We start from the raw sequence: 25,119 nt of genomic DNA, 5'->3' as shown, positions 1-25,119 counted from the left end.
CCGCCCCGGACGAGGGCACCGGCAGCGCGCCGGAAGGTCGCGAATGACTCATTCGGGACCTCCGACGTCCCGAATGAGTCATTCGCGACCTTGGCCGGAGCCCGGAGCCACCCCGAACCACCCCGACTCGTGTTGTGAGGAAACGAAAGCGATGACCACCTCGAGGAAGAGCCGCATCGATGCGCTGCCCGCGGAGCTGCGGGAGGCGCTCAAGCGCCGGCTGGCCGGCCGGGCGGAGCGGTCCGACGTCATCGGCCGGGCGCCGCGGGAGAACGCCCTGCCGCTGTCGTTCGCGCAGCAGCGGCTGTGGTTCCTCGACGAGTTCCGCCCGGGGGACGCCGAATACAACAGCGCCGTCGCGCTGCGGCTGACCGGGCCGCTCGACACGGGTGCGCTCACCGGTGCGCTCGCGCAGCTGGTGGCCCGGCACGAGGCCCTGCGCACCACCGTCGACGACACCGGCGGCACCCCGGTGCAGGTCATCCACGCCGAGCCGGAGATCCCGGTGCGGATGGTCGACCTCACCACCGATCCCGCGCTGCGGCCCGCCGACCTGGACGAGGTACTGGAGACCGAATACAGCCGGTCGTTCGACCTCCGCCGCGGGCCGCTGGTGCGGCTGCTGCTGGTGCGCGCCGGGCCGCAGCACCACGTCCTGCTCGTCACCGCCCACCACGTCGTCACCGACGGCGAATCGATGGGCATCCTCGTCGGCGAGCTCGCAACGCTCTACGCGGCCGCCGTCCGCGGCGAGCCCGCGGACCTGCCCGAGCCGGCGGTCCAGTACGCCGATTTCGCCGTGTGGCAGCGGAACCGGCTGGCCGGGCCCGCGCTCGACCGGCACCTCGCCTACTGGACGACGCAGCTCGCCGGCGTCGAACCGCTCGACCTGCCGTCCGACCGGCCGCGGCCCGCGGTGCGCACGACCGCGGGGGCCATCCACCACTTCCGCGTCCCGGCCGGGGTGGCCACCGGGCTGGCCGAGCTGGCCCGGGCCCACGACACCACGCTCTACACCGTGCTGGTCGCGGCCTGCCAGGTGCTCTTCGCCCGCTACACCGGGCGGACCGACATCGCCGTGGGCACCGTGGTGTCCGGCCGGAACCGGCCCGAGCTGCAGCACACGGTGGGGTTCTTCGTCGACACCGTCGTCATCCGGTCCACTGTGGACACGAAGGCGCCGTTCGGCGAGTTGCTCGACGCCGTCCGCACGACGGTCCTGGAGTCGTTCGAGCACGCCGAAGCACCGTTCGAAAAGCTCGTCGAAGCGCTGCGCCTGGACCGCGATCCCAGCCGCACCCCGCTGTTCGACGCGATGGTGCTGCTGCACGGGAGCCAGTCCGGCCCGGTGGACTTCGCCGGGGTGACCGCCGAGCCGGTCGAGGTGGCCCGCCGGGCCGCCAACTTCGACCTCACCGTCGAGTTCCAGCCGTCCGCCGACGCGCTCGAAGGGTCGCTGGAGTACAACACCGACCTGTTCGACGAGCGGACCGCCGTCGCGCTGGGCGAGCACCTCACCGTGCTGCTGACCGCGATCGCCGCCGACGCGCGGCGCCCGGTCGGCGAGCTGCCGCTGCTCACCGCCGCCGAGGAAGACCGGCTGCGCACCGAGTGGAACGACACCGCGCTGGACGTGCCCGAGGCGACCGTCACCGAGCTGTTCGAGTCGCAGGCCCAGCGCAGCCCGGACGAGACCGCGCTCGTCGCCGGGGACGTCGCCCTCAGCTTCGCCGAACTCAACGCGATGGCCAACCGCCTGGCCCGCCACCTCGTCACGCTGGGCGCCGGCCCCGAGCGGGTCGTGGCCCTCGCCCTCCCGCGCACCGCCGACGCGATCGTCGCCTTCCTCGCCGTGCTCAAGGCCGGTGCGGTGTACCTGCCGATCGACCCGGCGCTGCCCGCCGACCGCAAGGAGCTGCTGCTGCGCGACTCCGGTGCCGAGCTGCTCCTCGGACCGGCGGAAATCGCCGCCGCGGACCTGGACCACCCCGCCACCGACCTCACCGACGCCGACCGCGTCGCGCCGCTGCGGCCGGACAACACCGCCTACGTCATCTACACGTCCGGGTCGACCGGCCGGCCGAAGGGTGTGGCCGTCCCGCACCGCAACCTGACGAACCTGCTCTTCAACCACCGCAACGACTTCGCCGTTCCCGGGCGGCGGCTGCGGGTCGCGCTGACCGCCACGCTGTCGTTCGACACGTCCCTGGAGGGCCCGCTGCTCATGGCCGACGGCCACGAGCTGCACCTGATCGGCGACGACGCCCGCCTCGACGCGGACGCGCTGGTGGGCTACATCGCCGAGCGCCGGATCGACTTCCTCGACCTCACCCCGACCTACCTGCGCCGGCTGATCCCCGCCGGGCTGCTGACCGACCCGCGTCACCGGCCGAAGATCCTCATGCTCGGCGGCGAAGCCCTCGACGACACGCTCTGGCGCGAGCTCGCCACCGCCGAAGTCACCGTGGCGCACAACTTCTACGGCCCGACCGAGTACACAGTGGACGCCGTCTCGTGCCGGGTCGGCGGAACACCGCGTCCCGTCCTGGGCCGGCCACTGGCCAACACCCGCGCCTACGTCCTCGACCAGGACCTGCGGCCGGTGCCCGCCGGGGTGCCCGGCGAACTCTGCCTCGCCGGGGCGCAGCTGGCCCGCGGCTACCTCGGCCGCCCGGGCCGGACGGCCGGCAGCTTCGTCGCGAACCCCTTCGGGGCGCCCGGCGAGCGCATGTACCGCACCGGCGACCGCGTCCGCTGGACCGCCGACGGGCAGCTCGAGTACCTGGGCCGCCTCGACGACCAGGTGAAGATCCGCGGGTTCCGCGTCGAACCGGGCGAGGTCGAGGCCGCGCTGGTGCGCCTGCCCGGCGTCGCGGCCGCCGTCGTCGTGGCCCACCGGCCGGACGGCGGGCACGCCCGGCTGGTCGCCTACGTCGCCGGCACCCGCGAGGTCACGCCGGACGGCCTGCGCACCGCCCTGCGGGCCACGCTGCCCGACTACCTGGTGCCGTCGGCGTTCGTCCCGATCGACGCGATTCCGCTGACCCCGCAGGGCAAAGTCGACCGCCGGGCGCTCCCGGCCCCCGACGCACCGGCGGACGGCGGCGGGACCTACGTGCCGGCCCGGACCGCCGTCGAGCACCAGCTGGTGGCGATCTGGTCCGAGGTGCTCGGCAACGACCGCATCGGCGTCGAGGACAACTTCTTCGGCCTCGGCGGCGACTCGATCCTCAGCATCCAGGTGGTCGCGCAGGCCCGGCAGGCCGGCCTGCGGCTCACCTCGCGCGACATCTTCCTGCACCAGACCATCGCCGGGCTCGCGACCGCGGTGCAGGCCACCACGGCGGCCACCCCGGCGGCCGCCCCGGTCGCCGGCCCGGCCCCGCTGACCCCGATCCAGCACTGGTTCTTCGCCACCCACGGCCCGCTGGCCCACTTCACCATGTCGCAGCTGCTGGAGCTGCCCGCCGACGTCGACCAGCAGGCGCTGCGGACCGCCCTCGACGCGGTCGTCGCCCACCACGAGGCCCTGCGGACCCGGTTCTTCACCGTCGACGGCCAGTGGCGGCAGGAGGTCGTGCCGTCGCCGCCCACCGGGATCCTGCGGATCCGGGACCTGGCCTCGCTCGGCGACGCCGGGCAGCGCGCCGGCATCGAGGCCGCGGCCGCGCAGGTGAGGGCCGGCCTCGACCTCGCCACCGGCGTCCTCGCCGGCGCGGCGCTGCTCGCCCGCGGCACCCGGCCGCCGCTGCTGTTCCTGGCCGTGCACCACCTGGTGGCCGACGGCGTGACGCTGCGGCTGCTGCTCGGCGACCTCGAAACCGCCTACGGCCAGGTCGCCGCCGGGGCACCGGTCCGGCTCGCGGCCACGGCCACGCCGTTCACCCAGTGGGCGCACCTGCTGGAGCAGCACGTGCGGGCCGGCGGGTTCGACGACGACCTCGGGCACTGGACGCGGGTGGCGAGCCGGGTCCCGGCGGCGCTGCCCGCCGACCACGCGGGCGCGGGCACCACCGGCTCGACCCGCACGCTGACCGTCACCCTCGGCGCGGAAGACACCGACGCGCTGCTGCACCAGGTGCCCGCGACCTACCGGACCCAGGTCAACGACGTCCTGCTGAGCGCACTCGGCCGGGCACTGGCCGGGCGGACGGGCGACGACGGCGTCCTGATCGCCCTGGAGGGCCACGGCCGCGAGGACGTCCTCGACGGCGTCGACCTGTCCCGCACGGCCGGCTGGTTCACCACGCAGTTCCCGGTGGCGCTCGACCTGCCGCCGTCGGGGGACTGGGGCGCCACGCTCAAGGCGGTCAAGGAGCAGCTGCGGGCCGTCCCGCGCCGCGGCCTGAGCTACGAGGCGCTGCGCTACCTCGGTGGCGCCGGTGCGCCGGGGCACGCCCTGCAGGCGTTCCCGCTGCCGCAGATCTGCTTCAACTACCACGGCCGCTGGGACGCCAAGGCCGGTGACCACGGGCTCTTCCGCGGCCGGCACGACAGCCCGGGCCCGGACATCGCCCCCGACGAGGCGAGCACCTACCAGCTCGACGTGACCGGTGTCGTCGAGTCCGGCGAGCTGTCGTTGACCTGGTCCTACTCCGACCAGGTCAACGACGAAGCCACCGTCCGCGACCTGGCCGAGGCGATGCTCGCCGGGCTGCGCGAGATCGTCGCCCACTGCGCCCGGCCCGGCAGCGGCGGCCGCACGCCGTCGGACTTCCCCCTCGCCCGCCTTGATCAATCCACAGTGGACCGCCTGGTCGGCGACGGCCGCGAGGTCGACGACGTCTACCCGCTCACCCCGCTGCAGGCGGGCATGCTGTTCCACAGCCTGCTCGACCCCGCCGCCGACGCCTACGTCGACCAGGCCCGGATGCTCCTGGACGGCGTCCGCGAACCCGACGCGTTCGCCCAGGCCTGGCAGCAGGTCGCCGACCGCACCCCGGTGCTGCGCACGGAACTGGTCTGGGACGGCGTCGAGGAGCCCCTGCAGGTCGTGCGGCGCCGGGCGGTCGTCCCGATCACCCGCCACGACTGGCGCGGCCTGTCCGAGGCCGAGCAGGCCGAGCAGCTGGACCGGCTTTCGGCCGAAGACGCCGCCACCGGGCTCGATCTCACCAGCGCGCCGCTGATGCGCCTGGCCGTCGTCGCCCTGACCCACGACCGCGTCCTGCTGATGTGGACCTCGCACCACATCGTGCTCGACGGCTGGAGCCTCGCCCAGATCTTCACCGAGGTGTGCGAGCAGTACGCCGCCCTTACCGAGCACCGGATCCCGCGCGTGCCCGCGCACCGGCCGTTCCGCGACTACCTCGGCTGGCTCGCCGCCCAGGACGGCACGGCGGCCGAGAACCACTGGCGCACGGTGCTGTCCGGGTTCGCCGCCCCGACCCCGCTGCCCTGGGACCGGCCCCCGGCCCAGGCCCACCGCACCCGTTCGTCGCGCACGAACCGGGTGTCCTTGTCCACAGAGGACACTGCCCGGCTGCGGGACGTGGCCCGGCGTCACGGCCTGACCGTCAACACGCTCGTGCAGGGCGTGTGGGCGTTGCTGCTGGCCCACTCCAGCGGCGAATCCGACGTCGTGTTCGGCACCACCGTCTCCGGCCGTCCCGACGACCTGCCGGGCGTCGAGAACATGATCGGGATGTTCATCAACACCGTCCCGACGCGGACGCGGATCGACAGCGGCGAGCAGGTACTGGCCTGGCTGCAGCGGCTGCAGGACGAGCAGAACCAGGCCCGCCGCTACGACTTCCTCGCCCTCGGGAAGCTGCGCGCCCTCAGCGACGTCCCCTCGGGCGAGAACCTGTTCGACAGCATGGTCGCGTTCGAGAACTACCCCTTCGACGAGAACGCCGCCGCGCAGGCGGGCGTCACGCTGCGGGAGGTGACCGCGCTCGACGCCACGACGTTCCCGGTCACCCTGCGCGCCTACGCCGACCGGCAACTCGGCTTCGAGCTCGCCACCGACCCGGCGCTGTTCGACGACGAAACCGCCGCCGCACTGGCGGCCCGGCTGGAGACCCTGCTGCTCGGCATGGCCGAGAACCCGGACCGGCCGATCGCGCGGCTGCCGTGGCTGTCGGACGGCGACCGCGCCCGCCTGGTCGAAGACCAGCCGCCGTCGCTGCCCGCGCCGACCATCACGGAACTCTTCGCCGCCCAGGTCGCGGCCCGGCCGGACGCCGTCGCGCTCACCGGCGACGGCACCCGGTTCACCTACGCCGAGCTCAACGCGCGGGCCAACCGGCTGGCGCACCGGCTGATCGCGCTCGGCGCCGGCCCGGAACGGTTCGTCGCGCTGCGCCTGCCGCGGTCGGCGGCGCAGGTCGTGGCGATCCTCGCCGTGCTCAAGGCCGGGGCCGCGTACCTGCCGATCGACCCGGCCACCCCGGCCGAACGCGTCGAGCGGATGCTCGCCGACACCGAGCCCGTCGCCGTCCTCACGCCCGAAGACGTCGACGTCGAGGCGGGCCCGGACACCGACCCGCCGCCGCGCGGCACGCCGGACCACCCCGCCTACGTCATCTACACCTCCGGCTCGACCGGGCTGCCCAAGGGCGTGGTGATCCCGCACCGGAACGTCACGCGCCTGTTCGCCGCGACCGAAGCCCGGTTCGGGTTCGGCGCCGACGACGTCTGGACGCTGTTCCACTCCTACGCGTTCGACTTCTCGGTGTGGGAGATCTGGGGTCCGCTGCTGCACGGCGGCCGGCTCGTCGTCGTGCCGCACGTCGTGTCCCGGTCGCCGCGGGAGTTCCTGCGCCTGCTGGCCGCCGAGGGCGTCACCGTGCTCAACCAGACGCCGTCGGCGTTCTACCAGCTCGTCCGCGCCGACGAAGACGACCCCGGCACCCGGCTTTCGCTGCGGTACGTGATCTTCGGCGGCGAGGCACTGGACACCCGCCGGCTGGCGGGCTGGTTCGCCCGCCACGGCGACCGCGCGCCGCGGCTGGTGAACATGTACGGCATCACCGAGACCACCGTGCACGTCACCCACCACGACCTCGTGTCCGATGTGGACACCCCGGGGATCATCGGCACCGCGCTGCCCGACCTGCGCGGGTACGTGCTCGACGCGGACCTGAACCCGGTTCCGGCCGGGGTGCCCGGCGAGCTGTACGTGGCCGGCGACGGCCTGGCCCGCGGCTACCTCGGCCGCCCGGGCCTGACCGCCGCCCGGTTCGTCGCCGACCCGTCCGGCGCGCCCGGCTCCCGGATGTACCGGTCCGGCGACCGGGTGTCCCGCACCCGTGACGGCGCCCTGCGCTACCACGGCCGCGCCGACCAGCAGGTGAAGATCCGCGGCTTCCGCATCGAACCGGGCGAGATCGAGGCCACCCTGCTGGCCCTGCCGGACGTCGGCTCGGCGGCGGTGCTGGCCCGCGAGGACGAACCCGGCCGCAAGCGGCTGGTCGCCTACGTCGTCCCGGCGGCCCCGGACGCCCCGCCGAGCGCGGCCCGGCTGCGCGAGCACCTGAGCCGCTCCCTGCCGGACTACATGGTGCCGTCCGCGTTCGTCACCCTCGACGGACTCCCGTTGACCCGCAACGGGAAGCTCGACCAGCGGGCGCTCCCGGCACCCGCCGCGGCCGCGGCGGAAAGCGGCGAGTTCGTCGAACCGCGGACGGACTCCGAACGCACGGTCGCGGCCGTCCTGGCCGCCACGCTGGGCCTGGACCGCGTCGGGGCGAGCAGCAACTTCTTCGAGCTGGGCGGGGATTCCATCCTCAGCATCCGGTTCAGCTCCGCCCTGCGCGAAGCGTTCGGCGTCGACGTGTCGCCGCGGACCGTGTTCGACCACCCGACGGTGGAAGCGCTGGCGGCGGCCCTCCCCGCCGCGTCCGCCGCCCCGGTCACGGCGGCGATCACGCCGGTCGCCCGCGACGGCGAGCTGCCGCTGTCGTTCGCCCAGCAGCGCCTGTGGTTCCTCGACGACTTCGCCCCCGGCAGCACCGACCACGTCACGGTGTTCGGCGTGCGGCTGCGCGGCGACCTGCGGCCGGACGCGCTCGCCCGCGCGCTCACCGCGCTGATCGCCCGGCACGAGTCGCTGCGCACCACGTTCCCCGCCACCGACGGACGGCCCCGCCAGGAAGTGGGGGAGCCGTGGCAGCTCGCGCTGCCGGTCACCGACGTGAGCGGCCCGGAGCACCTGCGGCGGCTGCTGGCCGAGGACCTCGCCCGGCCGTTCGACCTCGCCCGCGGCCCGCTGCTGCGGGCCCGGCTGGTCCGGCTGGCCGCCGGCGACCACGCCCTCGTCCTGGCGCTGCACCACATCATCACCGACGGCTGGTCGATGGGTGTCCTCGTCGGCGAGCTGGCCACCCTCTACGGCGACGAGCGGGCCGAACTCCCGCCGTTGCCGGTCCAGTACGCGGACTTCGCCGCGTGGCAGCGCGAACGCCTCACCGGCGACTTCCTCGCCGAGCAGCTGGGCTTCTGGCGCGACGAGCTCGACGGCCTCCGTCCCCTGGATCTGCCGACCGACCGCCCGCGCCCGGCGACCCGGACCTCGAACGGCGCCGAGCACGAGTTCACCCTGGACGCCGGAGCCCTCGCCGGGCTGCGCCGGCTGAGCCACGACCGCGACACGACCCTGTTCACGGCGCTGGCCGCCGCCTGCCAGCTGGTGCTGCGGCGCTGGTCCGGCCAGGACGACGTCGCCGTCGGCACGGTCACCTCCGGCCGCGACCACCCGGAGGTCCAGGACCTGGTCGGCCTCTTCGTCAACACCGTCGTGCTCCGGTCCAATGTGGATGGACGACGCAGCTTCGGCGAACTGCTCGGCACCGTCCGCCGGACCGTCCTGGACGCCTTCGCGCACCAGGACGTCCCGTTCGAGCGGATCGTCGACGAGCTCGCCCCGTACCGCGACCCCAGCCGCACCCCGCTGTTCGAGGTCCTGGTCACCCTGCAGAACGCGGGCAACCGCCTGCCCGCCCTCGCCGGGCTCACGGCGAGCGAGCTGGCCCTGCCCATGACCACCGCCGGGTTCGACCTGAGCGTCGAATTCGAGGAACGGCCCGACGGCCTGCGTGGCCTGCTGAACTACAACACCGACCTGTTCGACGCGGCGACGATGGCGCGCTTCGCCGAGCACCTCACGGTCCTGCTCACCGCGGTCGTCGCCGACCCGGACCGGCCCGTCGACACCCTGCCGCTGCTGCCCGCGGCCGAAGCGGCCCTGGTCGTCGAGACGTGGAACGCGACCGGACGGCCGGTGCCGGACACGACCGTCGCCGGGCTGTTCGAGGCGCTGGCCGCCCGTACCCCGCACGCGACCGCGCTGGTCTGCGGCGACACGACGCTGACCTTCGCGGAGGTGAACGCCCGGGCCAACCGGATCGCGCGGGTGCTCGTCGCCCGGGGGGCCGGGCCCGAGCGGCTCGTCGCCGTCGCCCTGCCCCGGTCCGCGGACTTCGTGGTCACCGTCCTCGCCGTCCTCAAGGCCGGTGCCGTCCACCTGCCCCTGGACCCGGAGCTGCCCGCCCGGCGCCGGGAGGCGCTGCTGGCCGACGCCCGGCCGGTGCTGGTGATCACCGAACCGGTGGCCGCGGAGGAACCGGCCGCGGACCTCACCGACGCCGACCGGCTCGCGCCGCTCACCCCGGACCACGCCGCCTACGCGATCTACACCTCCGGCTCCACCGGCACGCCGAAGGGCGTCCTCGTCACCCACCGCGCCCTGGCCAACTTCGCCGTCGACCACGCGGCGGAGTTCACCGCCGCCGCCGGGAAGGACCGGCTGCGGGTGGCGCTGACCGCCGCGTTCTCCTTCGACGCGTCCTGGGAAGCCGTGCTGCTGATGCTCACGGCCGGGCACGAGCTGCACGTGATCGACGGCGACACCCGGCTCGACCCGGCCCTGCTCGCCCGGTACGTCGCCGGGCACCGGATCGACCTGGTCAACTCGACGCCGTCGTTCGTCCGCCACCTCCTGGACACCGGGTTCGACGGGCACCGGCCGCCGGTGCTGCTGATCGGCGGGGAAGCCGTCGGCGAGGCGCTGTGGCGCGAGCTGGGCGACCTCGACGGCGTCACGGCGTTCAACCTCTACGGCCCGACCGAGTGCACGGTGGACGCCACCCTGAGCCGGATCGGCGAGACCGCGCGCGAAGTGATCGGCCGCCCGCTCGGGAACGTGCAGGCCTACGTCCTCGACGACCGCGGCCGTCCGGCGCCGATCGGCGTGCCCGGCGAGCTGCACCTGGCCGGGGTCCAGCTGGCCCGCGGCTACCTCGGCCGGCCGGGGCTGACCGCGGACCGCTTCCGCGCCAACCCGTTCGGGCCGCCGGGCAGCCGGAGGTACGCCACCGGTGACCGCGCCCGCTGGACCGCCGAGGGACACCTGGAGTACCTCGGCCGGGTCGACGACCAGGTGAAGATCCGCGGTTTCCGGATCGAGCCGGGCGAGGTGGAGGCGGCCCTGCGCGCCCTGCCCGAGGTCGCGGACACGGTGGTCGCCGCCCGTGACGGCCGGTTGGTCGCCTACGTCGTCCCGGGCTCCGCGGCGGATCCGGTACGGCTGCGGGCGGCGCTGAAGGAGACCCTGCCCGACCACCTGGTGCCGTCGGTGTTCGTCCCCCTGGACCGGCTGCCGCTGGCCACCAGCGGCAAGGTCGACCGCCGGGCGCTGCCCGCGCCCGCCGTCCACCCGGCGCCTGCCGAGGGCCGGACCGCCCCGCGCACGGACACCGAACGGCTGCTCGCCCGGATCTGGGCCGACGTCCTCGGGATCGCGGAGCCGGGGGTGGACGGCAACTTCTTCGCGCTGGGCGGGGATTCCATCCTCAGCATCCAGGTCGTGTCCCGGGCCCGGCGGCACGGCCTGCGGCTGACCTCCCGGGACGTCTTCCGGCACCAGACCATCGCCGAGCTCGCGCTCGTCGCCGCCGAACCGGCCGCCGAGCCCGAAGCCGCCTTCACCGGCTCGGCGCCCCTCACGCCGATCCAGCGGTGGTTCTTCGAAACCGGCCACCACGACCACTTCACCATGTCGACGCTCGCCGAACTCGACCCGGACGTGGACCTCCCGGCCCTCGAAACCGCGCTGGGCGCGGTGCTGGCCCGCCACGACGCCCTGCGCACCCGGTTCACCGGCGACGGCCGGCGGCAGGAGTTCGACCCCGGCGCCGGAATCCCGGCCCTGCGTCGAGTGTCCTATGTGGACACGCGCACGGTCGCGGCCGAAGCCCGCGCCACGCTGAAGGCCGGGGACGGCCCGCTCGTCGCGCCCGTGCTGATCACGTCCCCCGGAGAGCCGCCGCGGTTGCTGCTGGTGGTGCACCACCTGGTGGTCGACGGCGTGTCGTGGCGGATCCTGCTGGAAGACCTGGAAACCGCCTACCGCCAGGTGGTTTCCGGGCAGCCGATCGACCTCGGCCCGGCGCCGGTCAGCTACCTCCGCTGGGCGGACCGCCTCGCGGGGCACGCGTTCGACGCCGAACTGCCCTACTGGACGGAAGTGCTCGACGGCGTCGACCCGGCGCTGCCGGTGGACGCGGAGGGGGAGAACACCGCCGGGAGCGCCCGCACGATCACCGTCCGCCTGGACCCCGGCACCACCGACGCCCTGCTGCGCCAGGTCCCCGAGGTCTACCGCACGCAGATCAACGACGTGCTGCTCAGCGCGCTCGGCCGCGTGCTGGCCCGCTGGACCGGCCGCGAGCGCGTCCTGGTCTCCCTGGAGGGCCACGGCCGCGAAGAGATCTTCGCCGACCTCGACCTCTCCCGCACGGTCGGCTGGTTCACCGCCGAATTCCCGGTCGCGCTCACCGTCGGCGCGGCCGGGGACTGGGGCACGACGCTGAAATCCGTCAAGGAGCAGCTGCGGGCCATCCCCGGCAAGGGCCTCGGCTACGGCGCCCTGCGGTGGCTGGCACCGGACTCGCCGCTGCGCGATGGGCCCGTGCCGCAGATATCCCTGAACTACCACGGCCAGTGGACCACCGGCGGTGACACCGACGGGCTGTACCGCGGCTGGGGCGGCGACCTCGGCGACGACGTCGACCCGCGGCGGCCGCGCACGGCGCTGCTCGACGTGGTGGGCATCGTCGACGGCGGGCAGCTCGAACTCGCCTGGACCTACGCCCCCGGCATCCACCGCGAAGACACCGTCCGCGGGCTCGCCGAGCAGGTCCTCGCGGCGCTGCGCGAAATCGTCGAGCACTGCGCCACGCCGGGCGCCGGCGGCCGCACGCCGTCGGACTTCCCGCTGGCCCGGCTCGATCAGTCCACAGTAGACCGGCTGATCGGCGACGGCCGCGCGGTCGAGGACGTCTACCCGCTCACGCCGCTGCAGGCCGGGATGGTGTTCCACACCTTGCTCGACGACGGCTCCCCGGCCTATTTCGAGCAGGTCCGCATCCGGCTCGCCGGGGTCGCCGACCCCGCCGCGCTCGCCGCGGCCTGGCAGCGGGTCGTCGACCGGACCCCGGTGCTGCGCACCCGTCTCGTCTGGACGGGTGTCGAAGAACCGGTCCAGGTGGTGGACCGCGCCGCGACCCTGCCGGTCGGTCACCACGACTGGCGCGACCTGAGCCCGGCGGACCGCGAAACCGCGCTGCAGGAAGTCCTGGCGGCCGACCGGGCCGTCCCGTTCGACCTGACCCGGGCGCCGCTGACCCGGCTGACCATCGCCGCCCTCCCCGGCGACGAGGTCGACCTGGTCTGGACCTCCCACCACGTCCTGTTCGACGGCTGGAGCTCCGCGCAGGTCTTCGCCGAAGCCTGCGAGCAGTACGCCGCCGCGACCGCCGGCGTCCGGCCCGCCCTCGTCACCCGGCGCCCCTACCGGGACTACCTCGGCTGGCTGGCCGAGCGCGACCAGGCCGCGGCCGACGCGTTCTGGCGGGACACCCTGGCCGGCTTCGAGGCCCCGACGGCGTTGCCCTACGACCGCCAGCCGGCCGAAGCCCACCAGTCGCGGTCCACCGATTCGGTCCGGATCGAACTGGCCCCGGCCGCGACGCTGCGGCTGCGGGAGTTCGCCAGGACGCACGGCCTCACCGTGAACACCGTGGTGCAGGGCGGCTGGGCGCTGCTGCTGGCGATGCTCTCCGGCGACCGTGACGTCGTTTTCGGCACCACCGTCTCCGGCCGCCCGGCCGATCTGGCCGGCGTCGAGACCATGCTCGGGCTGTTCATCAACACCATCCCCACCCGCGTCCGCATCGACGGCACCCAGCCGGTCGCGCGGTGGCTCGGGCAGCTGCAGGCGGTCCAGAGCGAAGCCCGCGACCACGACTTCGTGTCGCTGGCCCGGCTGCGCCCGCTCAGCGACGTCGCCGCGGGGCAGAACCTGTTCGCCAGCATGGTCGTGTTCGAGAACTACCCGATCAGCGAACCCGCCACCGCGGGCGCGCCGCGGGTCGTCGAGGTCGCCTCGGCCGACGCCACGAACTTCCCGCTGTGCCTGCGCGCCTCCCTGGAGGAAAGCCTGGCCCTCGACCTCGCCTACGACCCGGCGCTGTTCGACGCCGCCACCGTCACGGCCATGACCGACCGCCTGGTGCTGCTGCTCGACGCCCTCACCGCCGACCCCGGACGGCTGCTGGCGCGGGTGCCGTGGACCGGCGCGGCCGAACGCGCCCGGGTGCTCGCCGACGCCCACGGCCGCAGCGCCGCCGGGACGCCGTCCACCGTGCCCGCGTTGTTCGCCGACCGGGTGCGGCGCCGGCCGGACGATCCCGCCGTGCTGGCCGGCGACCAGGTCCTGACCTACGCCGGGCTCGACGAGCGCGCGAACCACCTGGCGCACCGGCTGGCCGGGCTCGGCGCGGGTGCGGAGGACCGGATCGGGCTGCTGCTCGAACCGTCGGTGGACCACGTCGTCGCCGAACTCGCCGTGCTCAAGGCGGGCGCGGCCTACGTGCCACTGGACACCCGGGCGCCGCACGAGCGGCTGCGGGCCGTGCTCGCCGAAGCCGGGGTATCGGTCGTCGTGGCCGGGGACACCTGGGTGGCGACCGCCGAAGCCGTCCACAGCGGACCGGTGCTGACCGTGGGGGAGCAGCGGTCCGCCACGGCGCCGGAATCGACGGCCGGGCCCGAAAACCTCGCCTACGTGATGTACACGTCCGGCTCCACCGGCGTCCCCAAGGGCGTCGCCGTGCGCCACCGCGACATCACCGCGCTGGCCCAGGACGGCCGCTTCGCCGGCGGCGCGCACACGCGGGTGCTGGCCCACTCGCCGCTGGCCTTCGACGCCTCCACCTACGAACTGTGGGTGCCGCTGCTCAACGGCGGCTCGGCGGTCCTGCCCGACGGCCCCGACCTGACCGTGGAGTCGTTGCGGCGCGCGGTTTCCGCGCACGGCGTGACCTCGGCGTGGCTGACCGCCGGGCTCTTCCGGCTGCTCGCCCAGGACGCCCCGGACTGCCTGCGCGGCCTGCGCGAGGTGTGGACCGGCGGCGACGTCGTCCCGCCCGCCGTGGTGCGCGCGGTCCAGGCCGCCTGCCCCGGCCTGGTCGTGGTCGACGGCTACGGCCCCACCGAAACCACCACCTTCGCCACCTCCTTCCGGATCCCCGGCGAGACCGGCGTGCCCGAGCCCGTGCCGATCGGCCGCCCGCTCGACGGCATGCGCGCGTACGTGCTGGACGCGGACCTGCGGCCGCTGCCCGCCGGGGCGCCCGGCGAGCTGTGCCTGGCCGGCGCGGGCCTGGCCCGCGGCTACCTCGGCCGGCCCGGCCTGACCGCCGAGCGGTTCGTCGCCGACCCGTTCGGCGCGCCGGGCGACCGGATGTACCGCACCGGCGACGTCGTCCGGCGCGAGCCCGGCGGGGACCTCGTCTTCCTCGGCCGCTCCGACGACCAGGTCAAGCTGCGCGGGTTCCGGATCGAGCTCGCCGAGGTCGAGGCCGTGCTGGCCGCCCACCCGGCGGTCGCGCAGTCGGTCGCCACCGTGTACACCGATGCCGCCGGCACCCGGCGGTTGCTCGCCCACGTCGTCCTCGAGCGCGATGCGGACCCGGCCGAGCTGCGGGCGCACGCCGCGGCGGCGCTGCCCGAATACATGGTCCCGGCCGTCGTCCTGGTCCTGCCCGAACTCCCGTTGAACCGCAACGGGAAGGTCGACCGCCGCGCCCTGCCGGTCCCGGACGGCCCGGTGCCGTCGCAGCGGCCCTACGCCGAGCCGGCCACCCCGACCCAGCGCGCCGTCGCCGGGATCTGGCAGCGGCTGCTCGGCGTCGAGCGGGTCGGCGCGCAGGACAACTTCTTCGAACTCGGCGGTGATTCGATCCTCAGCATCCGGCTGGTGTCCCGGCTGCTGGCCGAATGCGGCGTGTCGCTGTCGCCGCGGGCGGTGTTCGCCCACCCGACGGTGTCGCGGCTCGCCGCGGCCATCGAAACGGTCGGCGCCACGGTTCAGGACCCGATCCCGGCGGTGCCGCGCGACGGCGAGCTGCCGCAGTCCTTCGCCCAGAAGCGGCTGTGGTTCCTCGACGAGTTCGAGCCCGGCGGCACCGAGTACGTGACCAGCTCCGCCGTGCGCCTGCGCGGCGAACTGGACGTCGAAGCGCTCGCCGGGGCGTTCACCGCCCTGGTCGCCCGGCACGAACCGCTGCGCACCACGTTCGGCTCCGCCGACGGCCACGGCGTCCAGGTCGTGCACCCGCCCGCGCCGGTGCCGCTGCCGGTCGTCGACGCCCGCGAGGAGGACCTCGCGGACATCCTGCGCGCCGACGGCGAGCAACCCTTCGACCTGAGCGAAGGGCCGCTGCTGCGGGCGAAGCTGATCCGGCTCGCGCCGCAGGAGCACGTGCTCACGGTCGCGGTGCACCACATCGTCACCGACGGCTGGTCGAACGGGCTCATCGCCGAAGAGGTCGGCGCGTGCTACGCGGCGGCGTTGCGCGGCGAGCAGGCGGACCTGCCGCCGCTGCCGGTGCAGTACGCGGACTTCGCGGCCTGGCAACGCGGCCGGCTCGCCGAGCGCGTGCTGGCCGGCCAGACCGAGTACTGGACCGAGCGCCTGCGCGACCTCACCCCGCTGGAACTGCCCACCGACCGGCCCCGCCCGCCGGTGCGCACCACCCGCGGCGCGACGCACGAGATCGCCGTCCCGGCGGCGGTGACCGCGCGGCTCGAGCAGGTGAGCCGGCAGCGCGAGACGACCCTGTTCACCACGCTCGTCGCCGCGTGCCAGGTGCTGCTCGGCCGCTGGGCGAACCAGGACGACGTGGCGGTCGGCACGGTCACCTCCGGCCGGGAGCGGCCGGAACTCGAGGGCCTGGTCGGGTTCTTCGTCAACACGCTGGTGCTGCGGTCGCGGGTCCGGCCGGACCTGGCCTTCACGGCGTTCCTCGACGAGGTCGCCGCGGGCGTCCGGGCCGCCTTCGACCACCAGGACCTGCCGTTCGACCGGGTCGTCGACGCGGTCCAGCCGGGCCGCGACCCGAGCCGCACGCCGCTGTTCCAGGTGATGGTGGTGCTGCAGAACAGCCCCCGCGAAGCGACCCGCCTGCCGGGCCTGGAGACGGAGGAACTCCCGCAGCCCGCGACGGCGGCGAACTTCGACCTCACACTGGAGTTCCAGCCGGACGACGGCGTGCTGCGGGCGGCGCTGACCTACAACACGGACCTGTTCGACGCGGCCACGATCGACCGCCTGGCCACGCACCTGGGCGTGCTGCTCGCGGGGGTCGCCGACGACCCGGACCGGCCGCTGTCCCGGCTGCCCCTGATCGGCCCGGCCGAGCGGGACCTGGTTGTGGGCGCCTGGAACGAAACGGCGCGGTTCGTGGAACCGGAGACGCTGCCCGAGCTGGTCGCGGCCCGGGCCCGCCGGACGCCGGACGCGATGGCGGTCATCGCGGGCGAATCCCTGACCTACGCCGAGCTGGACGCCCGTGCCGCCCGGCTGGCGCGGGTGCTTGTGGCGCGCGGCATCGGCCCGGAGCGGATCGTGGCCTTGGCGCTGCCGCGGTCGGCGGAGATCGTGGTGGCGCAGCTGGCGGTGTGGAAGGCAGGCGGGGCGTTCGTCCCGGTCGACCCGACCTACCCGATCGAGCGCATCACGTTCATGCTCGCCGACGCCCGCCCGGCGCTGGTCCTGACCCTGGACGGCCTGGCGCCCCCGGTGCCCGACGGCGTGGACGTGCTGACCCTGGACGACCCGGGGCTGTTCGACGGCGAGCCCGCCCCGGCGGTCCCCGTCCGCCCGGAGCACCCCGCGTACGTCATCTACACCTCCGGCTCCACCGGCCGTCCGAAGGGCGTGGTCGTCACCCACGCCGGGCTGGCCGGGTTCGCCGCCGCCGAAGCCGAACACCTCCGGGTTGCCGAAGGCGACCGCGTCCTGGCCTACTCCTCGCCGAGCTTCGACGCGGCCATCCTGGAGCTCTGCCTGGCGTGGGCGTCCGGTGCCGCGCTCGTCGTCGTGCCGCCCGAGCCGCTGCTCGGCGAACCCCTCGCCGAGTTCCTCGCCGCCCACCGGATCAGCCACACCCTGATCCCGCCCGCGGCGCTGGCCACCGTGCCGGCGGCCGGCCTGCCGGACCTGCGCACGCTCGTCGTCGGCGGCGACGCCTGCCCGCCCGAGCTGGTCGACCGCTGGGCCCCGGGACGGCGGATGATCAACGCGTACGGCCCCACCGAGTCGACCGTCGTCGCGACCTGGAGCGGCCCGCTGGTCCCGGGCACCCCGCCCCCGATCGGCCGGCCGATCCCCAACACCCGCGCCTACGTCCTCGACGCCGCGCTCCAGCCGGTGCCGATCGGGGTGGCGGGCGAGCTGTACGTCGCCGGGCCGAGCCTGGCCCGCGGCTACCTCGACCGGCCCGGCCTCACCGCCGGCCGGTTCACCGCCAACCCGTTCGGCGCGCCGGGGGAGCGGATGTACCGCACCGGCGACGTCGTCCGGTGGACCGCGGCCGGGCAGCTGGAGTTCACCGGCCGGGCCGACGACCAGGTCAAGGTCCGCGGCTTCCGGATCGAACTCGGCGAAGTCGAAGCGGCACTGACCCGGCACCCGGGCGTGGCCGCCGCCGTCGCCGCGGTCCAGCAGGACTCCTCGGGGCACAAGCGCCTGGTCGCCTGCTTCGTCACCGAACCGGGCGCGGACCCGGTCGGCGCCGCCGGCCTGCGCGAATTCCTGGGCCGGTCGCTGCCCGGGCACCTGGTGCCCTCGGCGCTCACGGAGCTGCCGGCGCTGCCGCTCGGCCCGAGCGGCAAGGTCGACCGCCGTGCCCTGCCCGTGGTCGCCGCCGCTGCCGAGCCCGCCACCGGCCACGTCGAGCCGGTGACCCCGGCCGAGCGGACCCTGTGCGAGATCTGGGCCCAGGTCCTCGGCCTGGACCGGGTCGGCACGCACGACAACTTCTTCGAGCTGGGCGGGGATTCCATCCTCAGCATGCAGGTCGTGTCCCGGGCCCGGCAGGCCGGGCTTCGGGTGTCCACAAAGGACATCTTCCTGCACCAGACCGTCGCCGCACTGGCGCCCGAAGCCGGCGCGGTGACCGAGGAGGCGTCGGCGGAGGGGCCGGTCGTCGGCGACGTGCCGCTGACCCCGATCCAGGACTGGTTCTTCGCCACCCACACCGTGAACCCGCACCACTTCAACCAGTCGATGCTCGTCGAGCTCGCCGACGGCTTCGACGCCGGTGCGCTCGAGCGGGCGCTGGCCGCGGTGTGGACCCACCACGACGCCCTCCGCATGCGGTTCACCCGCACCGAAACGGGCTGGCAGCAGCACAACGCCGACGTCGAGCCGGGGCCACGGCTGCGCCACGAGGACCTGACCGGGGTGCCCGAGGCCGGGCGGCCGGCCGCGCTGGAGCGGATCGCCGACGCCGTCCACGCCGGGTTCGACCTCGCCGACGGCCCGCTGCTGGCCGCCGTCCTGGTGACGGCCGATCCGGCGTGGCGGCCGCGGCTGTTCCTGGCCGCGCACCACGTCGTGGTCGACGCCGTGTCCTGGCGCATCCTGCTCGACGACCTCGACACCGCCTACCGGCAGGCCGTCCGGGACGTCCCCGCCGACCTCGGCCCGCGGACCACGTCGTTCCGGGACTGGGCGCACCGGCTGCGCGACCACGTCCGCGCCGGCGGGTTCGACGGCGAACTGGCGTACTGGACCGGCCTGCCACCCGCCGGCGAGCTGCCGGTGGACCACGACACGGCGGTCACCGGCACCGCGGAGGTCGTCGTGACGCTCGGCGCCGCCGACACGAACGCCCTGCTGCGCTCGGCGCCCGCGGCCTACCGCACGCGCGTCAACGACGTCCTGCTCACCGCGCTGGCCTGGGCTTTGGCCCGGTGGACCGGGCGCGAAGACGTGGCGATCGCGCTGGAGGGCCACGGCCGCGAAGACGTCCTCGACGGCGTCGACCTCAACCGGACGGTCGGCTGGTTCACCACGCTGTTCCCGGTGGCACTGTCCATAGCGGACACCGAGGAGCCGGACTGGCGGACACTGGTCAAGTCCGTCCGCAAGCAGCTGCGGGCCGTGCCCGGCAACGGGTTCGGCTTCGGCGCCCTGCGCCACCTCGGCGCCCCGGAGGTGCGGGAGCGGCTCGCCGGAGCCCAGCCGCAGATCTCGTTCAACTACCTCGGGCAGTGGGACGGCTCCGGGGCCGCCGCGTCGGCGTCCGACAGCCTGTACGCCGCCGTCCGCGGGTCGCTCGGCCGCGACCACGACCCGGCCGAGCACCACCCGCACCTGCTCGACCTGGTCGGCGCGGTCCAGGACGGCGAGCTGGTGTTCTCCCTGATCTACCAGCCCGGCCGCCACGACCGGCGGACCGTCGAGGCGGTGGCCGGCGACTTCGCCACCGCCCTGCGGCGGATCGCGGCCGACAGCCAGGCCCCGGCCCGCCGGAAGGAGCGGCGGTGACCACGCGCCTTTCGCGGAACCGGAACTACCAGCTGCTGTGGGGCAGCCAGGCGCTGTCGGAAGCCGGGTTCAGCGCGTCGATGATCGCGTTGCCGCTGCTGGTGCTGACGGTGACCGGCTCGCCGGCGCTGTCCGGGCTGGTGCTCGGCGTCGACGCGATGGCCCAGCTGGTCGCGGGGCTGCCCGCGGGCGCGCTGGCCGACCGCTGGGACCGCAAGAAGATCCTGCTCGGCTGCGAGGCGGTCTACGCGCTCGCGGTGGGGAGCCTGGCGGCGGCGATCTGGTGGGACGTGGTGGGCGTGCCCCAGCTCGTCGCGGTGGCGGCGGTGATGGGCTGCTGCCGGTCGCTGTTCGGGCCGGCCGAAGGCGCGATGCTGGCCGGGGTCGTCCCGGCGGCCCAGCTGCCCACGGCGGTGGCGATGAACTCCGCGCGCGGCGCGCTCGGCCAGCTGTCGGGGACCGCCACCGGCGGGTTCCTCTACGGGCTCGGGCGGGCCGTCCCGTTCGCCTTCGACGTGTTCGTCCACCTCGTTTCGCTGGTCGCGCTGCTGTTCGTCCGGGCGCCGCAGCCCGCGGCGGCGCCGGCCGGCGGCGGCCACCTGGGCCGGGAGATGGCCGAGGGGCTGCGCTGGGTGTGGAGTGAGCGGCACGTGCGGGTCACGGTGGCGTGCGCGGTGAGCCTGAACTTCTTCTTCAGCGCCTACTACATCGTCATCATCGTGCTGGCCAAGGAACGCGGCGTCACGTCGGGCGAGATCGGCGTGATGGCCGCGATGCTCGGCGTCGGCGGCGTGCTCGGGTCGCTCATCGCGCCCGCCCTGCAGCGGCGCCTGCGGCCGTACGTCTCGATCGTCAGCGTGTTCTGGGTGCTGACCCTGCTGACCCCGCTGGCGGCCGCGATCCACGACGGCTACCTGCTGGGGGCGCTGTTCGTGGCGATGGCCCTGCTCCCGCCGACCGCGAACACGACGATCGGCACGTACCAGCTGTTGCTCACCCCCGACCGGCTGCGGGGCCGGCTGACCAGCGTGATGGGCGTGATCGGCGGGGTGTCCGCGGCGACCGGGCCCGCGTTCGGCGGCCTGGTGGTGCAGGCGTTCCCCGGCACCGACGCCGTCCTGCTGTGCGCCGCCGGGATCGCGCTGGTGACGCTGGTCGTCACGGTCAGCCCCACCCTGCGCCGGTTCCCCCGCGCCGACACCCTCGTCCCCGCACCCGAGCCCACGACGACCGAGGAGAAAACCCCATGACAACCCAGGAATCCGGCCTCTCCTTCGCCTTCGAGGAGCTGCTCGCGCGGGCGGCCGAGCTGCGTGCACGCGGCCCGGTGCACCACGACGAGGAGCGCGGCCTGTGGCGGGTGCTCGACCACGCGTCCGTCTCGCGGGTGCTGTCCGACCCGGCCACGTTCTCGTCCGACTTCAGCGGGCTGACCCCGGTCCAGGAGGACTTCGAGACGTTCCGAAAGGGCAATTTCGTCGGGATGGACCCGCCGGACCACCGCAAGCTGCGCACCCTGGTCAGCCAGGCGTTCACCCCGCGCGTGGTGGCCGGCCTGGCCCCCCGGATCCGCGTCATCGCCGGCGAACTGCTGGACGAGGTCGCCGGGCAGGACCGCTTCGACATGGTGGACGCGCTCGCGTACCCGCTGCCGATCATCGTGATCGCGGAGCTGCTCGGCGTCCCGGTGGCGGACCGCCCGCTGTTCACCCGCTGGGCCCAGGTGCTGTTCAGCGGCGACCAGCTGGGTGAGTCGGCCGACATGGCAGACATCCAGCGGGCGCTGGACGCGATCGCCCCGACGATCCGCGAGATGAACGCCTACATCCTCGACCACATCCGCCACCACCGCGCCCACCCCGGCCCGGGCCTGACGAGCCGGCTGGTCGAGGCGGAGTTCAACGGCGAGCGGCTCGAGGACCAGGAGATCGTCGGGTTCGTGGCGCTGCTGCTGATCGCCGGCCACATCACCACGACGGCGCTGCTGGGCAACGCGGTGGTGACGTTCGACCGCAACCCGGTGATCGCGGCGGCGCTGCGCTCGTCCCCGGCCGGCCTGCCGCCGGCGCTGGAGGAGGTGCTGCGGCTGCTGCCGCCGTTCCCGGAGCTGGGCCGCCGCACGACGGCGGAGGTCGAGCTGGGCGGCCACCGGATCCCGGAGAACGCGATCCTGATGGCGGACCTGGCGGCGGCCAACCGCGACCCGGCGGTGTTCACCCGCCCGGACGCGTTCGACCCGGCCCGCACCCCGAACCCGCACCAGACGTTCGGCCACGGCATCCACTTCTGCTTCGGCGCGCCCCTGGCCCGGCTGGAGGGCCGGATCGCGTTCGAGGTGCTGTTCGAGCGGTACCGGGACCTGGCGGTCGCGACGGACGCCCCGGTGGTGTTCCAGAACCCGTCGGTGATCGTCAGCGTGCGTCACCTGCCGCTGGACGTCCGGCCGGCCTGATCAGGGCGTCGAGCCGGGCCGCGACCACCGCGAGACCGGTGGTCGCGGCGGCGGCGAGCAGCAGGACGGGGCCGCGCTGGCCGGCGGCCCCGGCGAGCGCGGCCCCGGCGGCCGCCATGGCGACCTTGAGCCCGGCACTGGTGACGAACACCTGCGCCTGGGCCCCGGCCGGGGCGTAGGCCCCGCGGGCGGCGAGGGTCGCGGTGAAGGAGGTGGCGTTCAGCAGGCCGAGCACCCCGAACCCGGCGAGGGCCACGCCGTAACCGGGAGCGAGCGCACACAGGGCGGTGGCGGCGGCCATGGCGGCGAAGAGCCGCGCAGTGAGCACTTCGGGTTCGCCGTTGAGCGGCCACACGGTGACGAGGGCGGAGCCGAGGAGGCTCCCGCCGCCGTAGGCGACGGTGAGGGCGGCCCCGGCGGCGGCAGTGCCGTGGAGTTCGGCCCCGAACCGCACGGCGATGACGGGCAGGGCACCGAGTTCGACGGCACCGAGCAGGGTGAGGACAGTGACCCGCCGGAGCGGCGCCCGCCGGACCAGAACGGCAAGCCCGGCCCGGAGGCTGACGGCGGAGGCGGTGGTGGCGCGGCCGCGGAGTGGAAGGGTGAGGACGAGGACCCCACCGGCGAGCGCGGCAACGGCCAGGACGAGGACGGCGTGGAGCGGGCCGGCGAGCGCGGTGAGGCTCGCAGCGGCGGCGGGGCCGGCGGTGTTGCCGACGCCGTAGGTGAGCGCATCCCACCCCCGGCTCCGGCGGCCGGCCGTGCTGTCGGCGGTGCCGCTTGCGTGGGTGCTGCGGCCGCGAACCAGTGTCCTGGTTGCGCCGCCGGTGCGGGTGAGTGCGCGGCTGGGGCCGGGATCGCGGGATGCGGTCCGGCCTCGGCGGCTCGGAGCGGGTTCCGCCGCGCCCGTTGCCCGGCCGCCGCCCGGACCGCTGGCCAAGGTCCTCGTTGCCCCGCTGGCGGCCGGTGCAGGTGCGTCCCGCGTCGAGGCCAGATCGCCCAGGACGCTGCTCAACCCGCCCGTCAGCAGCGGCCCGCAGGCTCCCGCGAGGGCCACCGCCGCGATCGGCACCACCGTCGGCAGCTTTCCGAGCGCCAGTGCGCCCGCCGCCAGCGCCACCCCGTACCCCACGTACGCCGCCGCGAGCAGGTGGCGGCGGTCGCGTGCCCGGTCCAGCTGAGCGGCCAGCCACGGGCCCGCCAGGTGCGGTGCGTTGAGCGCCGCCACCAGCAGCCCGCCGGCCGCCGCGGGCTGGTGGCGGTCCGCGGCCAGGAGGAGGAGCCCCACCGTGGCTCCGCTGTCCGCGCCGCGGACCAGGACCGCCGCCGTCAGGTACCGCGCCAGCCCCGCCATCGCACCTCCGTCACCCCACTGTCCGGTGACGCCAGCTTGGCAGGCGACCGCGTCACCGGTCAATATGGTGACGTGTTCTCCTTCCTCGGCGGCCGCCCCTGTCTCGACCTGACCACCACGCTGCAGGTCCGGCACCGCGAGCACCCGCGTGAGCTGCTGAAAACCCCTGCCGACGTCACGCGCTGGCTGGCCGAGGCCGGCTTCGGGCCGGGCATCGCCGTCGACGAGGACGGGCTCCGCCGGACCGTCACCCTGCGCGAAACCGTCGACCGCCTGTGCCGGAAAACCGGGCGTGACACCGACCGGGCGGAGCTGAACGCCTTCGCCGCGCGGCCGCCGCTGGTGCCGCACTGGACGGGCGCGACGGTCGAGTACCGCGGTGACCTCGGGCAGGCGCTGGCCACCCTCGCGAGAGACGCCATCGACCTGCTCGCCGGCCCGCACGCCGCGCGGATCCGCGAGTGCGCCCACCCGGACTGCAGCCGGTTGTTCCTCGACGCCTCCCACGCCGGACGGCGCCGGTGGTGCGACATGACCGCCTGCGGGACGAAGGCCAAGTCGGCGGACTACCGGCGGCGCCGCAGCGGTGGTTCGTGACGCCGATGGGTGGCCGAGGTTCCGGACGGCCCGCCGCTGGGTAGCCCAGAGGTGTGAGCTGAGCAGGCCATGCCTGCTGGACGAGTGAGAGGTGATCACATGAGCCAGGGCGACGCCCCGGTCGGGCGATCGGTGAAGACGGCGGCGGCCGGCGTACGGGACCTCGCCGCGGAGGCCGCGCGGGTGGGGGCGGCCGCGGCCGCGCGGGCGGTCGAAATCACCGACCGGAAGCTGACCGAGAGCAAGGACGAACTCGCGAAGGTCGGCCGCGCGGCGACCAAGGACCTCGACAAGAGCACCCGGTCGTCCCGCCGCGACGTGCTGGCCCACTCCGGTGCGGCCCGCGACGAGGTGCTGGCCCGGGCGGCGAAGCTGCGCGACCCCGGTCGCAAGGCGGCGCAGGCGGTCGCGACGGTGATGAGCTCGGCCGGCGAGTCCGGCCGCCGCCGCCGCAAGACGGTGGCGACGGCGAAGCGCGACCTCGCGGTGGCGCTGCAGGAAGCCAAGAGCGTGGCCCGCGGCGAGCGCACCAAGCGGACGCGCTGGCCGTGGCTGCTGGCGCTGGGCGCGCTGGCGGCGGCGGTCGTGGCGGTGGCCAAGGTCCGCCGGTCGAACCCGTTGGCGGAGAACGAGGTCACGCCGAAGCCGGCCACGCAGCCGGCGGAGACCGCGGCGCCGCTGCCGTCGGAAAAGCCGGCCGCGAAGCCGGCGACGGCCGAGACGCTCGCGCCGAAGCCGGGGGAGAAGCCGGCGGCCCCGAAGCCCCCGGCGGCCGGCGAGAAGGCCACGCAGGCGGCCAAGACCGACGGCGCGAACGGCCGCGCCCCGGCGGGCCGCGGTCAGCACAAGGCCCACTAGCCCGGGTCCCGGTGCCCG

The 25,119-nt window shown here is 74.9% G+C and carries 6 protein-coding genes; 5 read left to right on the top strand and 1 reads right to left on the bottom strand.

Annotated features, from left to right (window positions below; genetic code table 11):
• Positions 1–151: 151 nt before the first annotated feature.
• From OO60_RS32575 to OO60_RS32565, 3 genes are read left to right on the top strand one after another with little or no spacing between them, the layout of a single operon-like run.
• Positions 152–19,840: a non-ribosomal peptide synthase/polyketide synthase gene (locus OO60_RS32575; RefSeq protein WP_033262779.1), complete on the top strand. Its 19,689-nt coding sequence runs from the start codon at positions 152–154 to the stop codon at positions 19,838–19,840.
• Positions 19,837–21,090: an MFS transporter gene (locus OO60_RS32570; protein WP_033262778.1), complete on the top strand. Its 1,254-nt coding sequence runs from the start codon at positions 19,837–19,839 to the stop codon at positions 21,088–21,090. Before OO60_RS32575 ends, OO60_RS32570 begins: the two co-directional genes overlap by 4 nt.
• The gene (locus OO60_RS32565; RefSeq protein WP_003067397.1) at positions 21,087–22,292 is read left to right on the top strand and encodes a cytochrome P450; all 1,206 of its coding nucleotides are present in this window, start codon (positions 21,087–21,089) and stop codon (positions 22,290–22,292) included. The genes OO60_RS32570 and OO60_RS32565 overlap by 4 nt, the downstream gene beginning before the upstream one ends.
• On the opposite strand, the gene OO60_RS32560 is transcribed toward OO60_RS32565, so the two are convergent.
• Complete coding sequence (locus OO60_RS32560; protein ID WP_033262777.1) at positions 22,252–23,646, bottom strand: hypothetical protein; 1,395 nt, start codon at positions 23,644–23,646, stop codon at positions 22,252–22,254. The two genes, OO60_RS32565 and OO60_RS32560, sit on opposite strands and share 41 nt — an antisense overlap.
• Positions 23,647–23,718: 72 nt before the next feature.
• Between OO60_RS32560 and OO60_RS32555 the strand changes: the two genes are divergently transcribed.
• Positions 23,719–24,243 (top strand): CGNR zinc finger domain-containing protein, encoded by a 525-nt coding sequence (locus OO60_RS32555; protein ID WP_003067401.1) that lies wholly within the window; start codon positions 23,719–23,721, stop codon positions 24,241–24,243.
• Between the two features lie 99 nt (positions 24,244–24,342).
• A complete protein-coding gene (locus tag OO60_RS32550) occupies positions 24,343–25,101 on the top strand; it encodes a hypothetical protein (protein WP_003067403.1) in 759 nt (252 codons plus the stop codon).
• The last annotated feature ends 18 nt before the right edge of the window (positions 25,102–25,119 follow it).

This window comes from Amycolatopsis vancoresmycina (genome assembly GCF_000716785.1).
In the GTDB taxonomy this organism is placed as follows: Bacteria; Actinomycetota; Actinomycetes; order Mycobacteriales; family Pseudonocardiaceae; genus Amycolatopsis; species Amycolatopsis vancoresmycina.
This window is presented reverse-complemented; position numbering and strand designations above follow the sequence as displayed.

Coding starts and splice junctions, on each gene's coding strand:
- OO60_RS32565 (WP_003067397.1), top strand. CDS start 21,087: ATGACAACCCAGGAATCCGGCCTCTCCTTCGCCTTCGAGGAGCTGCTC.
- OO60_RS32560 (WP_033262777.1), bottom strand. CDS start 23,646: ATGGCGGGGCTGGCGCGGTACCTGACGGCGGCGGTCCTGGTCCGCGGC.
- OO60_RS32550 (WP_003067403.1), top strand. CDS start 24,343: ATGAGCCAGGGCGACGCCCCGGTCGGGCGATCGGTGAAGACGGCGGCG.
- OO60_RS32575 (WP_033262779.1), top strand. CDS start 152: ATGACCACCTCGAGGAAGAGCCGCATCGATGCGCTGCCCGCGGAGCTG.